Source organism: Lentisalinibacter sediminis, from assembly GCF_040706615.1.
GTDB lineage: Bacteria > Pseudomonadota > Gammaproteobacteria > Steroidobacterales > Woeseiaceae > Lentisalinibacter > Lentisalinibacter sediminis.
Genome location: NZ_JAPDRF010000002.1, coordinates 297077 through 313679, shown reverse-complemented (window position 1 = coordinate 313679; position 16603 = coordinate 297077). Strand labels below are relative to the sequence as shown.

The 16603-nt window shown below is 67.9% G+C and carries 15 protein-coding genes; 7 read left to right on the top strand and 8 right to left on the bottom strand.

Annotated features, from left to right (window positions below):
• Window position 1 precedes the first annotated feature (1 nt).
• Window positions 2-868: a deoxyribose-phosphate aldolase gene (gene deoC / locus ACJMKX_RS04300; protein ID WP_405221530.1), complete on the bottom strand. Its 867-nt coding sequence runs from the start codon at window positions 866-868 to the stop codon at window positions 2-4.
• Window positions 869-927: 59 nt separating this feature from the next.
• Window positions 928-1647 (bottom strand): purine-nucleoside phosphorylase, encoded by a 720-nt coding sequence (gene deoD / locus ACJMKX_RS04295; RefSeq protein ID WP_405221529.1) that lies wholly within the window; start codon window positions 1645-1647, stop codon window positions 928-930.
• Window positions 1648-1775: 128 nt separating this feature from the next.
• Here deoD and ACJMKX_RS04290 point away from each other — a divergent pair, with 128 nt between their 5' ends.
• The 4 genes from ACJMKX_RS04290 to ACJMKX_RS04275 all read left to right on the top strand — a co-directional run bounded on the left by ACJMKX_RS04290 (window position 1776) and on the right by ACJMKX_RS04275 (window position 6637).
• Complete coding sequence (locus tag ACJMKX_RS04290) at window positions 1776-2111, top strand: cupin domain-containing protein (RefSeq protein ID WP_405221526.1); 336 nt, start codon at window positions 1776-1778, stop codon at window positions 2109-2111.
• A 131-nt stretch (window positions 2112-2242) separates the two neighbouring features.
• Window positions 2243-4501 carry a TonB-dependent receptor gene (locus ACJMKX_RS04285; protein WP_405221524.1) on the top strand — a complete coding sequence of 753 codons (2259 nt, stop codon included), beginning with the start codon at window positions 2243-2245 and terminating at the stop codon, window positions 4499-4501.
• Window positions 4502-4602: 101 nt separating this feature from the next.
• Window positions 4603-5553 carry a hypothetical protein gene (locus tag ACJMKX_RS04280; protein ID WP_405221521.1) on the top strand — a complete coding sequence of 317 codons (951 nt, stop codon included), beginning with the start codon at window positions 4603-4605 and terminating at the stop codon, window positions 5551-5553.
• Window positions 5510-6637, top strand: a complete 1128-nt coding sequence (locus tag ACJMKX_RS04275) for an endonuclease/exonuclease/phosphatase family protein (protein ID WP_405221519.1) — start codon at window positions 5510-5512, stop codon at window positions 6635-6637. Before ACJMKX_RS04280 ends, ACJMKX_RS04275 begins: the two co-directional genes overlap by 44 nt.
• 73 nt (window positions 6638-6710) lie before the next feature.
• Here the strand turns inward: ACJMKX_RS04275 and ppa are convergent, their stop codons facing one another.
• A complete protein-coding gene (ppa, locus tag ACJMKX_RS04270) occupies window positions 6711-7244 on the bottom strand; it encodes an inorganic diphosphatase (RefSeq protein WP_405221516.1) in 534 nt (177 codons plus the stop codon).
• A 151-nt stretch (window positions 7245-7395) separates the two neighbouring features.
• Between ppa and ACJMKX_RS04265 the strand changes: the two genes are divergently transcribed.
• Window positions 7396-8262 carry a 5'-nucleotidase, lipoprotein e(P4) family gene (locus tag ACJMKX_RS04265; RefSeq protein WP_405221513.1) on the top strand — a complete coding sequence of 289 codons (867 nt, stop codon included), beginning with the start codon at window positions 7396-7398 and terminating at the stop codon, window positions 8260-8262.
• Between the two features lie 29 nt (window positions 8263-8291).
• The gene (locus ACJMKX_RS04260; protein WP_405221511.1) at window positions 8292-8693 is read left to right on the top strand and encodes a cytidine deaminase; all 402 of its coding nucleotides are present in this window, start codon (window positions 8292-8294) and stop codon (window positions 8691-8693) included.
• Here ACJMKX_RS04260 and ACJMKX_RS04255 read toward each other — a convergent pair.
• The 3 genes from ACJMKX_RS04255 to add are packed head-to-tail and all read right to left on the bottom strand — an operon-like array spanning window position 8679 to window position 12306.
• Window positions 8679-9905: a NupC/NupG family nucleoside CNT transporter gene (locus ACJMKX_RS04255; RefSeq protein ID WP_405221508.1), complete on the bottom strand. Its 1227-nt coding sequence runs from the start codon at window positions 9903-9905 to the stop codon at window positions 8679-8681. The two genes, ACJMKX_RS04260 and ACJMKX_RS04255, sit on opposite strands and share 15 nt — an antisense overlap.
• Window positions 9906-9933: 28 nt before the next feature.
• Window positions 9934-11253, bottom strand: a complete 1320-nt coding sequence (deoA, locus tag ACJMKX_RS04250; protein WP_405221505.1) for a thymidine phosphorylase — start codon at window positions 11251-11253, stop codon at window positions 9934-9936.
• Window positions 11254-11289: 36 nt separating this feature from the next.
• Window positions 11290-12306, bottom strand: a complete 1017-nt coding sequence (add, locus tag ACJMKX_RS04245; RefSeq protein ID WP_405221503.1) for an adenosine deaminase — start codon at window positions 12304-12306, stop codon at window positions 11290-11292.
• 81 nt (window positions 12307-12387) lie between these two features.
• On the opposite strand from add, the gene ACJMKX_RS04240 reads away from it, so the two are divergent.
• On the top strand, window positions 12388-13869 hold the full coding sequence (locus ACJMKX_RS04240; RefSeq protein WP_405221501.1) for an amidohydrolase family protein: 1482 nt from the start codon (window positions 12388-12390) through the stop codon (window positions 13867-13869).
• Window positions 13870-14126: 257 nt separating this feature from the next.
• Here the strand turns inward: ACJMKX_RS04240 and ACJMKX_RS04235 are convergent, their stop codons facing one another.
• Together ACJMKX_RS04235 and ACJMKX_RS04230 are read right to left on the bottom strand one after the other, a co-directional pair.
• Window positions 14127-15344: a phosphopentomutase gene (locus ACJMKX_RS04235; RefSeq protein ID WP_405221498.1), complete on the bottom strand. Its 1218-nt coding sequence runs from the start codon at window positions 15342-15344 to the stop codon at window positions 14127-14129.
• A gap of 23 nt (window positions 15345-15367) precedes the next feature.
• Entirely contained in the window at window positions 15368-16594 is a 1227-nt protein-coding gene (locus ACJMKX_RS04230; RefSeq protein ID WP_405221495.1) for a NupC/NupG family nucleoside CNT transporter, read from the bottom strand.
• Window positions 16595-16603 lie beyond the last annotated feature (9 nt).

Sequence of the window (16603 nt, the reverse complement as noted above, 5' to 3'; positions counted from 1 at the left end):
GTCAGTCCTTCGAGAAGTAGTCGGCGGATTGATAGACGCCGGTCCGTTGCTTGACGAGCTGCATCAGCACGTCGTTCGCGAGGCTGCTCGCGCCGAAGCGGAACCACTCCTTGGTCAGCCACGCCTCGCCGAGAGTCTCGCGCAGCATCACCAGATAGTGCACCGCGAGCTTGGCCTTCGAGATGCCGCCGGCGGGCTTCATGCCGACCATGCGGCCGGTCTCCCGGTGGTAGTCACGGATCGCCTGCAGCATGGTGAGGGTGACCTCCATGGTGGCGGCCGGCTGGATCTTGCCGGTGGAGGTCTTGATGAAGTCCGCGCCCGCGTGCATGGCCAGCACGCTCGCCTGGCGCACCCGGTCGAGGGTGCCCAGCTCGCCGGTCTCGAGGATCACTTTCAGGTGAGCCGGGCCGCAGGCCTCTTTCACCGCGGCGACCTCGTCGAACACCCGCCGGTAATCGCCGGCCAGGAAGGCGCCGCGGGAGATCACCATGTCGATCTCGTCGGCGCCCTCTTCCACGGCCATGCGGGTCTCGGCCAGGCGGATGTCCGTGAACGACATGCCGCTGGGGAATGCCGTGGCCACGGCGGCGACGGCGATGTCGGTGCCCGCGAGCGCCCGTTTTGCCACACCGATCATCGTCGGGTAGACGCAGACGGCGGCGACGCGGGGCAGGTCGGGCAGGGTGTCGTGCAGGTGGATCGCCTTCTGGCACAGCTGGCGCACCTTGCCCGGCGTGTCCTGGCCCTCGAGCGTGGTCAGGTCGATCATCGAGAGCACGAGTTTCAGGGCCTCGAGCTTGGAAGCCGTCTTGATGCTGCGGGTGCGGAAGCGTGCCGCCCGCTCGGCCACGCCGACTTCGTCCACACGGGGTACCCGCGAGAGGTCTGGCAGTGCCGGTCCGGTCGCTTTGGCCGCGCGCCGGCTCACTGGGCCTGGACCGAGACTGCGGTATCCAGCGCGATACGGATCATCTCGTCGAAGGTGGTCTGGCGCTCGTCGGCGCTGAGGGCGTCGCCCGAACGGATGTCGTCGCTGACGGTACAGATGGCCAGCGCCTCCACGTCGTGCTCGGCGGCCAGGGCATACATGCCGGCGGCCTCCATCTCCACGCCGTAGACGTTGTAGCGCTCCATCACGTCGAACATCTCCGGCTCGGGGGTATAGAACAGATCGGCGGAGAACAGATTGCCCACGTGGTGGCGGACACCGTGCTCGCGGGCGGTCGCCACCGCGGGTTCCAGCAGCGCATAGCTCGCGATGGGCGCATAGTCGTAACCGCCGAATCGCATCCGGTTCACGCCGGAGTCCGTGCAGGCGCCCATGCCGATTACCACGTCCCGCAGCCGGACGTCGGGATGCACCGAGCCGCAGCTGCCCACCCGGATCAGCCGCTTCGCGCCGTACTCGGTAATGAGCTCGCTCGTGTAGATGGACGCGGACGGGATGCCCATGCCGTGCGCCATGACGGACACCGGCCGTCCCTCGTAGCTGCCCGTGTAGCCCCACATATTGCGCACGTCGGTGACCCGGTTGGCGCCGTCCAGGTAGGTCTCGGCGATGTACTGCGCCCGTAGCGGATCGCCGGGCATGAGGATGGTCTCGGCGAAATCGCCCGGCCGGGCGTTGATGTGCTTGGCTGCCATGGGTTCCTGAGCGGAGTGGGGCCTGTGCTCGTTGATGACTGGTGATCGATTGCGGGACGAGTCGGTATTCTAGCGCAGGCCGTCGACCCTTGTTGATGGCGCGCCTGCCGTTTCAGGAGAGTACCGCCATGCCCGAAGAAGTCTGGACCGAAGAACGCTGTTTCATCACCGAACTCCTGAACGACGCGAGCGCGCCGGACGTATCGCTGGCGCGATGCCGCGTCGAGCCGGGCGTCACCACCCAGCGGCATCGTCTCTCGGTGCGGGAATGGTACGTGGTGGAGCAGGGCCGTGGCCTGATGGAGGTGGGCGGTCGGGAGCCCCTTTCGGTCGGGCCCGGCGACATCGTGGAGATCCCGGTCGGCACCGCCCAGCGCGTGACCAATACGGGCGCCGGAGACCTCGTCTTCCAGTGCGTCTGCCTGCCACGGTTCACACCCGGCTGCTACGAATCGCTGGAGTGACGGCCGGCGCTGCAGGGAGTTTGTAGGTTTTTCGCAACAAATCCGAAACGAAGGCATCGTAAGCCTACCGTTCTGCGTCACAAATACGTAAGATTCGCCCTACCTATCCCCGCCCCTCCAAGGAGAACAAGATGCGTGGCAGAAAACCGACAATCCTCGATGGCGCACGGCCGACCCGCCGGCTCTGCGCGCTGGCGCTCGCGAGCCTGATCGCGCTGCCCGCGCTGCCGGCTACGGCGCTGGCCCAGGAAGACAGCGTCCTCGAGGAGATCGTGGTCACGGCGCAGCGCCGTGAAGAGAATCTGCAGGAGGTGCCGATCTCGGTGTCCACCCTGTCCGGCGCGCGGTTCCAGAACCTGTTCGACGCCGGCGAGGACATCCGCGCCCTGGCCACGCGGGTGCCCAGCCTGTACGCCGAGTCCTCGAACGGCCGGCTGGCACCGCGTTTCTATCTCCGCGGGCTCGGCAACACCGACTTCGACCTGGCCGCCTCCCAGTCCGTGTCCATCATCATGGACGAGGTGGTGCAGGAGAACGTGATCCTGAAAAGCTTCCCGCTGTTCGACGTCGAGCGCGTGGAAGTCCTGCGCGGGCCGCAGGGCACGCTGTTCGGCCGCAACACGCCGGCCGGCATCATCAAGTTCGACACCCGCAAGCCCACCGACGAGACCGAGGGTCGCGTCGACCTGTCCTACGGCCGCTACGGCTCCACCGTGGTCGATGCCGCCGTCGGCGGTCCGCTGGCCGATAACCTCTCGGTCCGCGCGTCCATGCTGTACATGAACCGGGACGACTGGATCTCGAACGCCTTCACCGAGGAAGACGACGTGATGGGCGGCTTCGAGGATCTCGCCTACCGGCTGCAGGCCCTGTGGCAGATCACGGACAACCTGAGTGCGCTCGCCAACGTGCACGGCCGCACGATGGATGGCACCGCCTCGGTGTTCCGCGCCAATATCCTGGGCCCGGGCAGCAACGACCTGAACGTCAATTTCGACCGCAACACCGTGTTTTTCGACGAGGGCAACAACAACCCGCAGGAAGCCGACGCGCTGGGCGGCTCGCTAAAGCTCGAGTGGGATGTGAGCGACACCATGACGGTCACCTCCATCACCGCCCACGAGACGGTGGAGAACCGCAGCCTGGGTGACATCGACGGCGGTTTCGGTACCTTCGACGACCGTCCGTTACAGGGTCCGTGTCCTCCGGGCAGCGACCCAGCCACGGATCTCTGTATCCCGTTCAATTCCCAGACCCAGGACGGCATCGACAACCTGGATCAGTTCACCCAGGAAGTCCGCATTGCGGCGGATGCGAGCGACCGGCTGTTCTGGCAGGCCGGCTTCTTCTACTTCGATTCCGAGTTCGCCGTCACGACCGTGCCGTTCTTCGTGCCGCCGACCACGGTCGCCCACGAGAACACCTCCTGGGCCGTGTTCGGGCACGTCAGCTACGACATCAGCGACGTCTGGAACATCACCGGCGGCGTGCGCTATACGGATGACGAGAAGGATCTTTCCGCCTTCAACTCCCCGCTGCCGGTGACGCCGGTGAACGTCTCCGACGAGCAGGTGAGCTGGGACCTGAGTCTGAGCTACGCGCTGAGCGACGACGTGAACCTGTACGGCCGTCTGGCCAGCGGCTTCCGCGCTCCCACCATCCAGGGCCGCGACATCGCCTTCTTCGGACAGCCGTCAACGGCCGATTCGGAGACCATTACCTCCATCGAGGGCGGTTTCAAGTCGACCCTGCTGGGCGACCGGCTGCGTCTGAATGCTGCGATCTACTATTACGAGATCGAGGACCAGCAGTTCTCGGCCATCGGCGGCGCCGGCAACCTGATCCAGCTGGTCAACGCCGACACCGGCACCGGCACCGGCATCGACTTGGATGCCGAGTGGCTGGCGACGGACAACCTGAGCTTCACTGCCGGCTTCAGCTGGAACGACACCGAGATCGACGACCCGAACCTGCGGGTCGCGCCCTGCGGCACCGGCCTGTGCACCGTGCTCGACCCGCTGGACGGTAACGGCAACGCGATCGTCGACGGCAACCCGTTCCCGCAGGCGCCGGAGACCATGCTGAACTTCACGGCCCGCTACACGATGCCGGTCGGCGACGACGCCGAGTTCTTCGCCTACACCGACTGGGCCTACCAGGGTGAGACGAACTTCTTCCTGTACGAGTCTGCCGAGTTCTCCTCCGAGGACACCTTCGAGGGCGGCGTGAAGTTCGGCTACGGCAAGATCGACGGCTCCTGGGAGGTGGCGATCTTCGGCCGCAATATCACGGACGAGGAGAACGTGAAGGGCGGCATCGACTTCAACAACCTCACCGGCTTCGTCAACGAGCCGAGAATCTGGGGCGTGTCGTTCAGCGCCAACTTCTAGCGCCGACACCGTGCCGCCGCTCCGGCGGCGGCCGTCCCGAACTGCGAAGCCCGGCCTCAGCGCCGGGCTTCTTCTTTTCCGGCGGCCGGATTCCTGCGACTATGCCGCGCATGCCGCCCGCCGCCCGCCTCGTCACCTCCGTCCTCGTGCTCGCCGTCATCGTCGCGGCCTGTTCGCGCGAGACGCCGCCGCCGACGCCATCCGGCGCGGGCTACGTGCGCGCGGCCGTGGCCGGCACCCTGCACTCGCCGGCCATCGTGGAGGCCAGCGGTCTCGCGCATTCCCGCCGCCGGCAGGATCTGCTGTGGGTCATCAACGACGGCGGCGAAGAGCCGCTGCTGCATGCGGTCACGCCTGACGGAGAGGCTCTGGGAGCGGTGCGCATCAGCGGTGCCGACAATCGGGACTGGGAAGACCTGGCCGCCTTCAGCTACGAGGGCTCGTCCTGGCTGCTCGTCGCCGACATCGGCGACAACGGCGGCATCCGGGATCACCTGACACTGTACGTCGTGCCGGAGCCCGATCCGGAAGACGGCGAGGTCGTGCCTGCCTGGGCCGTGCGCTACACCTATCCGGACGGACCCCACGACGCCGAGGCCGTGGCCGTGGACGGCGAGGCCGGACGCATCTACGTGCTGACAAAGCGCACCGAGCCGGCGGAACTGCACGCGCTGCCGTTGCGCCCGCCGGCATCGGCCGGAGTGCTCACCTCCACTCTGGTGACCGGCGTCGACAGCCTGCCGGGCCGGGAGGAGGCGGTGGGCCTGCTGGCCGCGGCGGTGCCCTATCACTGGCAGCCCACCGGCATGGACATCGCCGCCGACGGCGGCGCCGTGGTCATACTCACGTACGCAGACCTCTATTATTATCCGCGGCGGCCGGCCGAGGACTGGGCCGACGCGCTGGCGCGGGAGCCGCTCCCGCTGGGCATGCCGCTGGTCCCGATCGCCGAGGCTGTCGCCTTCGACGGAAGCGGCCGCTCCCTGTTCATCACCGCGGAAGGAAGACATGCACCGCTGCTCAGATTCGACCCCGAACCGCAGGCCGACTGAATCCGGCATTCTGGTCCTCGCGACGCTCGCGCTGCTGCTGTTGCAGGCCTGCGCGCGGCCCGCCGGCGAGACGGACGCACCGACCCCCGCGCCTGATTCCCCGCCGTCGGCGGAGACCGTAACGCTGATGACCTTCAACGTCGAGAACCTGTTCGATGCCGAGGACGATCCGGGCAAGGACGACCGCACCTACCTGCCCATCGAGGCGAAGCGCAATCAGGGGCATCGCTCGGCCTGCGCGAAGATCGACAATCCCTACTGGCGCGACCAGTGCCTGAACTGGGACTGGGACGAGACCGTGGTGGAGCGCAAGCTCGCCGCGGTAGCCGCGGCCATCCTGCAGGTGGAAGACGGCAGGGGTCCGGATATCGTGGCGCTGCAGGAGGTGGAGAACATCCGCATCCTCGAGCGGCTGCGAACCGACTACCTGCAGGAGGTCGGTTATCGGCCGGCCATCCTGATAGAGGGCGCGGATAATCGCGGCATCGACGTGGCCTTCCTGAGTCGGCTGGAGTCAGTCGGCGAACCCGAACTGCATGCCATCCCGTTCCGCGGTTTCCCGGAGGAGCGCATCGCCGATACGCGAGGCATCCTGGAGGCGACGTTCCGCCTGCCGGACGGCACGCTGCTGACCGGTTACTCGGCTCATTTCCCGGCGCCCTACCATCCCCACGAGATGCGTATCCAGGCCTACCGCTTCCTGACGGAACTGCGCGAGTCCCTGCCGCCCGGCCGCCCCGCGTTCGCCGCGGGGGACTTCAACACTCCCGGCGATGAGGACCGTGAGCAGGGGATGCTGGAGCGTTTCGTGAGACCCACCTGGGAGGTAGCCCACGAGGCCGGGTGCCCCGGCTTCTGCCCGGGCACCCATTACTACTCGCGCGGCGAGAGCTGGTCTTTCCTGGACATGATCCTGTGGTCCGACGGCGACGCCGGCTGGGAGCTGGTGCCCGATTCCGCGCGTCTGGCGAACCGCACCCCGGCGCAGATGACGCGGGAGGGCCATCCGCGCCGATTCCGCATGCCGGAGGCGGAGGGCGTGAGCGACCACCTGCCGCTGGTGGTCGAGATTACGAAGCCCTGATGCTGTGTAGGAGGGCCTTCAGGCCCGATCTTCGTCTGAGCTGGCCGAGCGCTGATCGGGGCTGAAGCCCCTCCTACGGGTTCTTCTTGGCGGCCTCGATGGCTTCCATGACCGTGCGGCGCGCGGACTCCGCGTTCTCCCAGCCGACGACCTTCACCCACTTGTCCTTCTCCAGCGCCTTGTACTCCTCGAAAAAGTGGCTGATGCGCTCGACCAGGATGCTCGGCAGGTCCGTGTACTCGTCCACCTCGTCGTAGAAGCGGGTCAGCCGCCGGGAGGGCACGGCGAGGATCTTCTCGTCCATGCCGGATTCGTCTTCCATCATCAGCACGCCCACCGGACGCGCGCCGAGGACGCAGCCGGGGATCAGCGGCCGGTTGCCGACGCACATGACGTCCATCGGGTCGCCGTCGTCGGACAGCGTGTGCGGGATGAACCCGTAGTTGCACGGGTAGTGCATGGCCGTGTAGAGGAAACGGTCGACGAACAGGGCGGAGCTCGCCTTCTCCATCTCGTACTTGATCGGGTCGCTGCCCCGCGGGACCTCGATGATGACGTTGATCTCGTGCGGCGGATCGACGCCGATGGGGATGTTGTCGATATTCATGAGCCGATTATGGCCGACTTCGGCACCGGCGTCGCCCCGGCCAGGAACACCGGGCCCGTTAGCGCCGCGTGGGCGGCACGGGCATAATCATGTGCCGCGCATGCCGGCGTACGACGCCGCCGCTTACCGAATAGCCCGAGGAGATGCCCGCATGAGATCTGTTCGCCGGACCCTGTCAGCCATCGTCCGACCGCGCGCAAAGGCGCTGGTCGCCGTGCCTGCCCTGTTCGCCGTACTCGCCGGCTGCGTCTCGGTGGAAGTGGAGGAGAAGAGCGAGCCGGCCGCCGAGATCGAGCGGCCCGAACTCGCGGTGCGCTGGGTGACCGAGAGCGCTGAGTACCATGCGCTGAGCCGCCAGGTGTACCGGACGGCGGGCGCCACGCTCGACGCACTGATCGCCGACGAGGGCTGGTCGGCGCTGCCGTCGCACCCGGCGGATGCGTCCCTGCCGCCCGCCATCATCCTGGACGTGGACGAGACCGTGCTGGACAACTCCCCGTTCCAGATCCTGCTGGGCGACAAGCCGTTCAACCGGACGGACTGGGACCAGTGGGTGGCGCGGGCGCAGGCGGACGCCGTACCGGGCGTGGTGACGTTCCTCGAGCAGGCCCGGCAGATGGGTGTGGCGGTGTTCCTCGTCACCAACCGGGACTGCATGCGGCGGCCGGGCTCCGACGACCGTTGTCCGCAGGAGGACGATACCCTCGACAACCTGCGGCGGGTCGGCCTGCCGTTCGACGCCGAGCACCTCATGCTGAGCAACGAGCGTCCGGAATGGACCGACGAGAAGAAAGTGCGCCGGGACTACGTGGCCCGGGATCACCGGGTCATCATGCTGTTCGGCGACGATCTCGGTGACTTCCTCGACTGCGTCCGCTCCCGGGTGATCGCGCCCTGCGAACGCCCGGCCACGGCCGCCGAGCGACTGCGCATGGTGCGTGCACACGACGAATACTGGGGCCGGGGCTGGTTCGTCCTGCCGAACCCCATGTACGGCTCGTGGGTCTCGGCGCGATAGTCGGGCGCGCGGAGAGCCGAGGTCCGCCAATGACGGAATGGTCGGAGCTGATGGAGAGCGCGCTGGCCGTGTGCGAGCACGCCCACGCGCCGTATTCCGGCTATCGGGTGGGTGCGGCCGTGATGGACGAGGCGGGCCGGATACACGCGGGCTGCAACGTGGAGAACGCGGCGTATCCGGAGGGCCTGTGCGCGGAGGCCGGCGCCATCGCCGCCATGGTCGCCGCGGGCGGACGCTGCATCCGGGCCATTGCGGTGGCCGGCGGCCACGACACCGCCGGCCCCTGCACGCCCTGCGGCGGCTGCCGGCAGAAGATTCGGGAGTTTGCGGATGCCGACACGCGCATCGTCCTGCTGGACGGTGCCGGTGCCACGGTGAGCTACGGCATCGACGACCTGCTGCCGTATTCCTTTCTGCTACAGGCCGATTAGCACGCTCGCGAGCGCCGCGCTCATCAGGTTCGACAGCGAGCCCGCTGCCACGGCCCTGAGGCCGAAGCGGGCGATCAGGTCCCGCTTTTCCGGCACCAGGCTGCCGAGCCCGCCCAGCAGTATGGCGATGGACGAGAGGTTGGCGAAGCCGCACAGCGAGAAGGTGATCACGGCCTGGGCGCGCGGGCTGAGGCCCTCCACCAGCTCCCGGTAGTGCAGGAAGGCGACGAACTCGTTCAGGATCAGTTTCTCGCCGAACAGCGCGCCGGCCACCTGCGCCTCCTCCCAGGGCACGCTCAGCAGGAACATCAGCGGCCCGAATATCCAGCCGAGCATGTCCTGCAGCGTCAGCGCCTCGACGCCGGCAAGACCGCCGAGCCAGCCGACGAAGCCGTTGAACATGGCGATCAACGCGACGAAGGCGAGCAGCATGGCGGCGATATTGACCGCCAGCTTCAGGCCGTCCTGGGCGCCGACGGCGGCGGCCATGATCACGTTCTCGTAATGACTGGTGCCGGCTTCCACCGTCGGCGTCTCGCCGGGCTCCTCCCGCTCGCCGGGCTCGTCCGGGATGATGAGCTTCGCCATCAGCAGGCCGCCGGGGGCTGCCATGAAGCTGGCCGCGAGCAGATATTCGAGCTTCGCTCCCATGGAGGCGTAGGCGAACAGCACCGTGCCGGCCACCGAGGCGAGACCCGAGACCATGATGGCGAAGAACTGGGGCTCGGTCAGGCCGCGCAGATACGGCCGCACCACCAGCGGCGCCTCGGTCTGGCCGACGAAGATGTTGGCCGCGGCATTCAGCGACTCCACCGACTGGGTGCCGATGATGCGCCGGAGCGCGCCGCCCACCAGCCGCACGACCCACTGCATGACGCCGACGTGATAGAGCACGGTCATCAGCGAGGCGAAGAAGATAATGATGGGCAGCACGTTGATGGCGAACGAGAGGTTCTCGTAATCGGTGGCGAGCTTGCCGAAGACCATGTCGATACCGGCGCCGGAATAGCCGATGACCGTCCACACGCCGTTGGAGAGTGACTGGATCAACTGTTTGCCGAAGGGCAGGTAGAGCACGAAGGCGGCGACGGCCGCCTGCAGCGCGAAGGCGGCGCCTACCACGCGAAGGTTGATTGCGCGCCGGTTGGTCGATAGCAGCACGGCGATGCCGAGGATAACGGCCATGCCGATGAAGCTGATCCAGATGCCCATCCGGTTCTCCTGTATGTCGTCCGGGGATTCAGCCGGCGGGCAGCCGGCCGCGGATCACCGGCTGCAGCGCCGGCGCTGTGTCCTGTACGGTGCACGCGGCGCGCAGGTTCGCGGCCGCCTGTGCGGCGTCTTCCTCGCTCGCGGCGTGGACGCGCGCCAGCGGCGTCTCGTGCGGTCCCACCCGTGTGCCCGTCGGTGCCACTGCCGAGAAGCCCACGGACAGATCGAGCGCGTCTTCCACCCGCCGGCGTCCGCCGCCCAGTTCGATGATGGCGTTGCCCACGGCTCGCGCGTCGACCGCGGCCAGATACCCGTCCTGTTCCGCGCGGACCTCACGCACGGCCGGTGCGGCCGGCAGGTAGTGGTCGCTGCGTTCGAGGAAGTCGGACGGACCGCCGAGGGCGGACACCATGCCGGCGAACTTCTCGGCGGCGCGGCCCGAGGTGACCGCTTCGTCGGCCATGGCGAGCGCGGTTTCGCGGTCCTCCGCCAGGCCGGTCAGGTGCAGCATCTCGGCGGACAGCCCGAGCACGACCTGGTCCAGGCGTGCCTCACGCTCGCCGCCCGTGAGATAGGCCACCGACTCGGCCATCTCCAGGGCGTTGCCGGCCGTGAGGCCCAGCGTCTCGTTCATGTCCGTGATCAGCGCCCGGGTGGGCAGCCCTGCGCGCTCCGCCGTCGCGATGATGCTCTCGGCGAGCGTATGCGCATCGTCCAGGTTGGCCATGAAGGCGCCGGTGCCCCATTTCACGTCCATCACCAGCCCCTGGTTCCCGGCGGCGATCTTCTTCGACAGGATGGAGGCGGTGATCAGCGGTATGGACTCGACCGTCGCGGTGACGTCGCGGATGGCGTAGAAGCGCCGGTCCGCAGGCGCCAGGTCCGCCGTCTGGCCGATGATGGCGCAGCCGACCTCTGCCACGACGTTGCGGAAGCGGTCGAGATCCGGCGTCGACTCGTAGCCCGGGATGCTGTCGATCTTGTCCAGCGTGCCGCCGCTGTGGCCGAGGCCGCGGCCGGAGATCATCGGGACGAAGCCGCCGCAGGCGGCGACGATGGGGGCCAGCAGGAAGCTCACCTTGTCGCCGACGCCGCCGGTGGAGTGCTTGTCCGCCACCGGGCCGCCGAGGGCATCCGCGTCCCACTCCAGCATGGTGCCGGAGGCTGCCATGCGGCTGGTGAGCTCCGCCGCCTCGTCGAACTCCATGCCACGCAGGAAGACGGCCATGGCCAGCGCCGAGACCTGCTCGGCGGGGATGCTGCCGTTGGCGAGACCGGCGACGAAGAACGCGATCTCCTCGGCGGAGAGGCTGCCGCCGTCGCGTTTCCTGCGGATGACGTTGGTCATTAACATGATTAATCGGGATCGGGCCTGAAGGCCCTCCTACATGGCCTCCAACGGACGGGGCCAGACGCGGGCCTTTTCGTCGGCCGGGATGAAGCTCTTCGCTGCGGCCAGATCGTTCAGGCGCTCGAACTCGGCGCGGATGTAGCCCTGCTCCTCGGCCAGGATGCGGTATTCGTGGCAGAGGTCGATGCCGAACAGTCCCGGGTCGTCGGAGTTGATGGACACCGGCACGCCGGCCTCCATCAGCCGGCGGATCGGGTGTTCGGCGGTGGAGGGCACGGCGCTGGTCAGCCAGTTGCTGGTAGGGCAGATCTCCAGCAGCACGTCGCGCTCGATGACGAACTCCATCACCGCCGGATCGCGGATGATGTGGATGCCGTGGCCGATGCGCTCGGCGCCGAGCACCTCGATGGCGTCGCGGACCTGCTGTGCGGCGTCCGGCGTGGGCTCCTCGCCGGCATGGGTGGTGAAGTGCAGGCCGGCGTTGCGGGCCTTCTCCACCAGCGGCAGGAAGCGCGCCTGGTTGCCGTCGTCGTGGTCCGCCATGTCCAGCCCCACGAAGGTGTCGCTGCACCCGACGATGAAGTCGGCCGTGTACTCCGCCCGCTCCTCGCTCAGGGTCTTCTGGATGATGCCGATGAGCCCGGTGGCCACAGGCAGGTCGCGGGCGCGCTCGAGGCCGGCGACAATCGCCCGGTGGATGCGCTCGAAGTCGAGATGCGGATGGGCGGCGGCGATGAAGTCCGGCGAGTAGCGGAGTTCGAAGATGCGGATGCCCTGGTCGGCGGCGTACTCCACGGCCTCGTAGGCGAGCCGCTCGATGATCTCCTCGTTCGCCCACACCGACTGGATGTTGGCGAAAGCGCGCAGTGCGGTCTCGAGGTTCTGCAGCGGTTCGGTGAGGAGCCATTCCCGGCGGAAGGCGGCCTCATCGGCGGGCACGTCGCGGCCGAGCGCCGTGGCCACCTCGCGCAGGGTGCCGGGGCGCACGCAGGCCTCGAGATGACAGTGGAGTTCCGCCTTCGGCAGAGCCGCGATCTCCTCCGGACTCATCCCGGCGGCCGCCTGTTATCATTCCGCGCACGCCATGCCGCGCCCCTGTACGCACAGCCCATGCACGACCCGGTAGAAACCATGACGAAATCCGATCGACACCCCGACATCCGACGCTCCCTCGCATTGTTGTTGCTGGCGGCGCTGGCCGCCGCCGGTTGCAGCCCGGAAGCGCCGGCAGAGCGTAGCACATCGGCCGACGAGGATCGGACGCCGGTGGACCTGATCGTGGCCGGCGACTACGTCGTGGCCATGGACGACGACTGGACCCTCATCGCGGATGGTGCCGTCGCCGTCGACGACGGACGCATCATCGCCGTGGATACAGCGGAGGCGGTGGATGCGGCATACGCGGCCGCCGAGCGCATCGCCGGCGACAACCGGGTGGTGATGCCGGGGCTCATCAACGGCCACACCCACGCGGCCATGAGCCTGCTGCGGGGCATTGCCGACGACTACGCCCTGATGGACTGGCTGAACAACTACATCTTCCCCGCCGAGGTCGCCTTCGTGGATGCCGAGTTCGTGCGCATCGGCACCGAGCTCGCCTGCTGGGAGATGATCCGCGGCGGCACCACCATGTTCGTGGACATGTACTACTACCCGGACACCATCGCCGAGGTGGTCGAGTCCTGCGGGCTGCGGGCCATGGTGACCACCGCCGTACTCGATCAGAGGACGCCGGATGCGGAGGGCGCGGGCGACGCGCTGGCGAATGGCATCGAATACGTCAAACGCTGGCAGGGGCGATCCGAGCGCATCACCCCGGCGTTCGGTCCCCACTCGAACTACACCCTGAAGCCGGAGCATCTCGCCGCGGTCCGCGACGCGGCCCAGCAGCTCGGCGTGCCGATGAGCATCCATCTCTCCGAGTCGCCATTCGAGGTGCAGATGACCCGCGAGAACTACGGCACCACCACCATTACCATGCTGGAGGAGATGGATTTCTTCGCCGTGAAGACCATCGGTGCCCACGTCGTATGGCCGCAGCCGGAGGAGATCCCGGTACTGGTCGAGCGCAGAGTCGGCGCCATCCACAACCCGACCTCCAACATGAAGACCGCCGCCGGCGTCTCGCCGGTAACGGAGATGCTCGCCGCCGGCGTGCTGATGGGCCTCGGCACCGACGGCGCCGCCAGCAACAACGACCTGGACATGTGGGAGGAGATGCGCCTCGCGGCCTTCCTGCAGAAGGTGGAGGAGATGGATCCCCAGGCGCTGCCCGCCGAGGCGGTGCTGCGCATGGCCACGTCCGGTGGCGCGGAGGCCATCGGCATGGGCGACGAGATCGGCAGCCTGGCACCCGGCAAGCGTGCCGACATCATCCAGGTCTCCTTCGACGACGTGCACTTCGTGCCGACCTACGACGTCACCTCCCACCTGGTCTACGTGGCCGACGAGCAGGACGTGGTCACCACCATCGTCGAGGGCAAGGTGCTGATGCGCGACGGCGAGATCCTGACCATCGACACGGACCGCGTGGCGAGGGAGGCGCAGGCGCTGGCGGCGGAGATCACCGCCGGCCTGGCGGAGCGCGAACGCATGATGCAGGAAAACATGTAGCCACCATGTAGGAGGGCCTTCAGGCCCGATCCTCCCGGCCTCGACCCCGCGTTCTATCGAGGTTGGCCCATCATCGGGTGGGTAAGGGTCGCGGGGACGCTCATGTGGGAGGGGCTTCAGCCACGATCTCCGCCTGAGGTGGCCGAACGCTGATCGGGGCTGAAGCCCCTCCTACATGCCCATCGAGGCTTGCAGCGCGTTCCGGACGGCCCCGCAATCCTGGTCCACCCGCAGGGGCGGCCAGGAAAGAAAAGGAGTCAGGGCAGGAAGCTCTTCCCGTAGCCCATCGGCGCCAGCTCGAAGTAAGCTGCCAGTGTCTGCCCGATGTCCGCGAACGTAGCGCGCTCACCGATCGACCCCGCCGGCAGGCCGGCGCCCGTGGCCAGTACCGGGATGTGTTCGCGGGTGTGGTCCGAGCCTTCCCAGGTCGGGTCGCAGCCATGGTCGGCGCAGAAAACGACCAGGTCGTCGTCCCCGATGGTCTCCATCAGCTCGGGCAGCCGGGCATCGAAGGCCTCCAGTGCGGCCGCGTAGCCGAGTCCGTTGCGGCGATGGCCGTAGACCATGTCGAAGTCCACGAAATTGGTGAAGACGATGCTTCGCTCCGGCGCCGCCGCCACCGCCTCCAGTGTGGCATCGAACAGCGCGTCGTTACCGCTGGCCTTCACCTTCCGGGTGATGCCCCGGTGGGCGAAGATGTCGGCGATCTTGCCGACGCTCACCACCTCGCCGCCGGCGTCCACGAGCTTGTCCAGCACCGTGGGCGCGTGAGGCGGCGTGGTGTAGTCGCGCCGGTTGCCGGTGCGCTGGAAGGTGTCTGCGCTGCCGCCGACGAAGGGCCGGGCGATGACCCGGCCGATGCGCTGCTCGTCCACCAGTTCCCGGGCGACTTCCGAGAGTTGCAGCAGTCGTTCCAGGCCGAAGGTCTCCTCGTGGGCGGCGATCTGGAACACGCTGTCGGCCGAGGTGTAGACGATGGGCTTGCCGGTGGCCATGTGCTCCTCGCCGAGCCGCGCGATGATCTCGGTGCCCGACGCATGGCAGTTGCCCAGCACGCCGGGCAGGTTGCCGCGCTGAATCAGGGCCTCGAGCAGCTCCGGCGGGAAAGTGTTCTCTCGTGCGGTGAAATAGCCCCAGTCGAACAGCACGGGCACGCCGGCGATCTCCCAGTGGCCGCTGGGCGTGTCCTTGCCGCTGGAGAGTTCCTTCGCGTAACCCCAGGCGCCGTCCGTGGACGGCGGCAGGTGACAGCCGGCCGGCACGGCGCCGGTGCTCGCCTCGGCCGCATGCATGAGGCCGAGACGCGCGAGGTTCGGCAGCGCCAGCGGCCCGCTGCGCTCGCCGGACTCGGCCGCCGCCACGCAGACCCGGGCGATGCTGCCCAGGGTATCCGCGCCCGCGTCGCCGTAGCGCACTGCGTCGTCGGTGGCGCCGATGCCAAAGGAGTCCAGTACCAGGATAATTGCGCGTCTCATGATCCGTCCGTGTGTGGGGTCGCTCAGGCGGCCAGTGAGTAGAACAGCCCGGCGAGCACCGCACTCATCATGTTGGCCAGCGTCGCGGTCAGCACGGCCTTCAGCCCGAAGCGCGCGATGTCGTGCCGGCGGGCAGGGACAATACTGCCGAGCCCTCCGAGCAGAATAGCGATGGAGGTCAGATTCGCAAAGCCGCACAGGGCGAAGGTGACCACCGTCTGTGCATGGGTGGAGAGATCGTCCTTGATCTGCACGAAGTTCGCGTAGGCGTAGAACTCGTTGATGACGAGCTTCTGGCCGATCAGGCTGCCCGCCGCCGGCGCCTCCGCCCACGGGATGCCGAGCAAAAACGCGAGCGGCGCGAACAGCCAGCCGAGGATCTGCTGCAGTGTCAGGCCCTCGTAGCCGGCCAGCCCGGCCGCGCCGCCGATCAGCCCGTTCAGCAGCGCGATCATCGCCACGAAGGCGAGTAGCATGGCGCCGACGTTCAGCGCCAGCTTCAGGCCGAGCAACGCGCCGTTGCCGATGGCCTCGAAGACGTTGACCGGCTTCTCGTCCTCCTCCACCGGGCCCACCGCGATCTCCGCCTCCCGCGCATGGGCTTCGGGCATGACGATCTTGGCCATGGCGAGGCCGCCGGGCGCGGCCATGAAGCTCGCCGTGATCAGGTAGTTGAGATCCACCCCCATGGAGGCGTAGGCGGCCATGACGGCGCCGGCGATGGTGGCGCAGCCGCCGGTCATCACGGCGAACAGCTCCGACCGTGTCATGCCGGCGAGATAGGGTTTCACCACCAGCGGCGCCTCGGTGTGACCGACGAAGATGTTCGAGACCGCCGACATGGACTCCGTGCGGGTGGTGCCGAGCAGGCGCTGCAGCCAGCCGCCCAGCACCGAGACGACCCGCTGCATGATGCCGAGGTAGTAGAGCAGCGACATCAGCGCCGAGAAGAAGACGATCACCGGCAGCACGTTCACGGCGATGGTGAAGCCGAGACTCTCGGTGGTGCGCGTTCCGAAGACGAATTCGATGCCCTCGTTGCCGTAGTCGATCACGTTCTGCACGCCCCGGACCAGGCCGGCCAGGGCGCCGCGCCCGGGCGGGAAGTAGATGACCAGCGCCGCGATGGTCACCTGCAGGCCCAGCGCGATACCCACGGTGCGCAGCCTGATGCGCCGGCGGTCCTCCGACATCAGGACGGCCAGCACGAGCAGTGTGACGATGCCGGCGAGGGCGGTGAGGAACTGCATGGCGGGAGC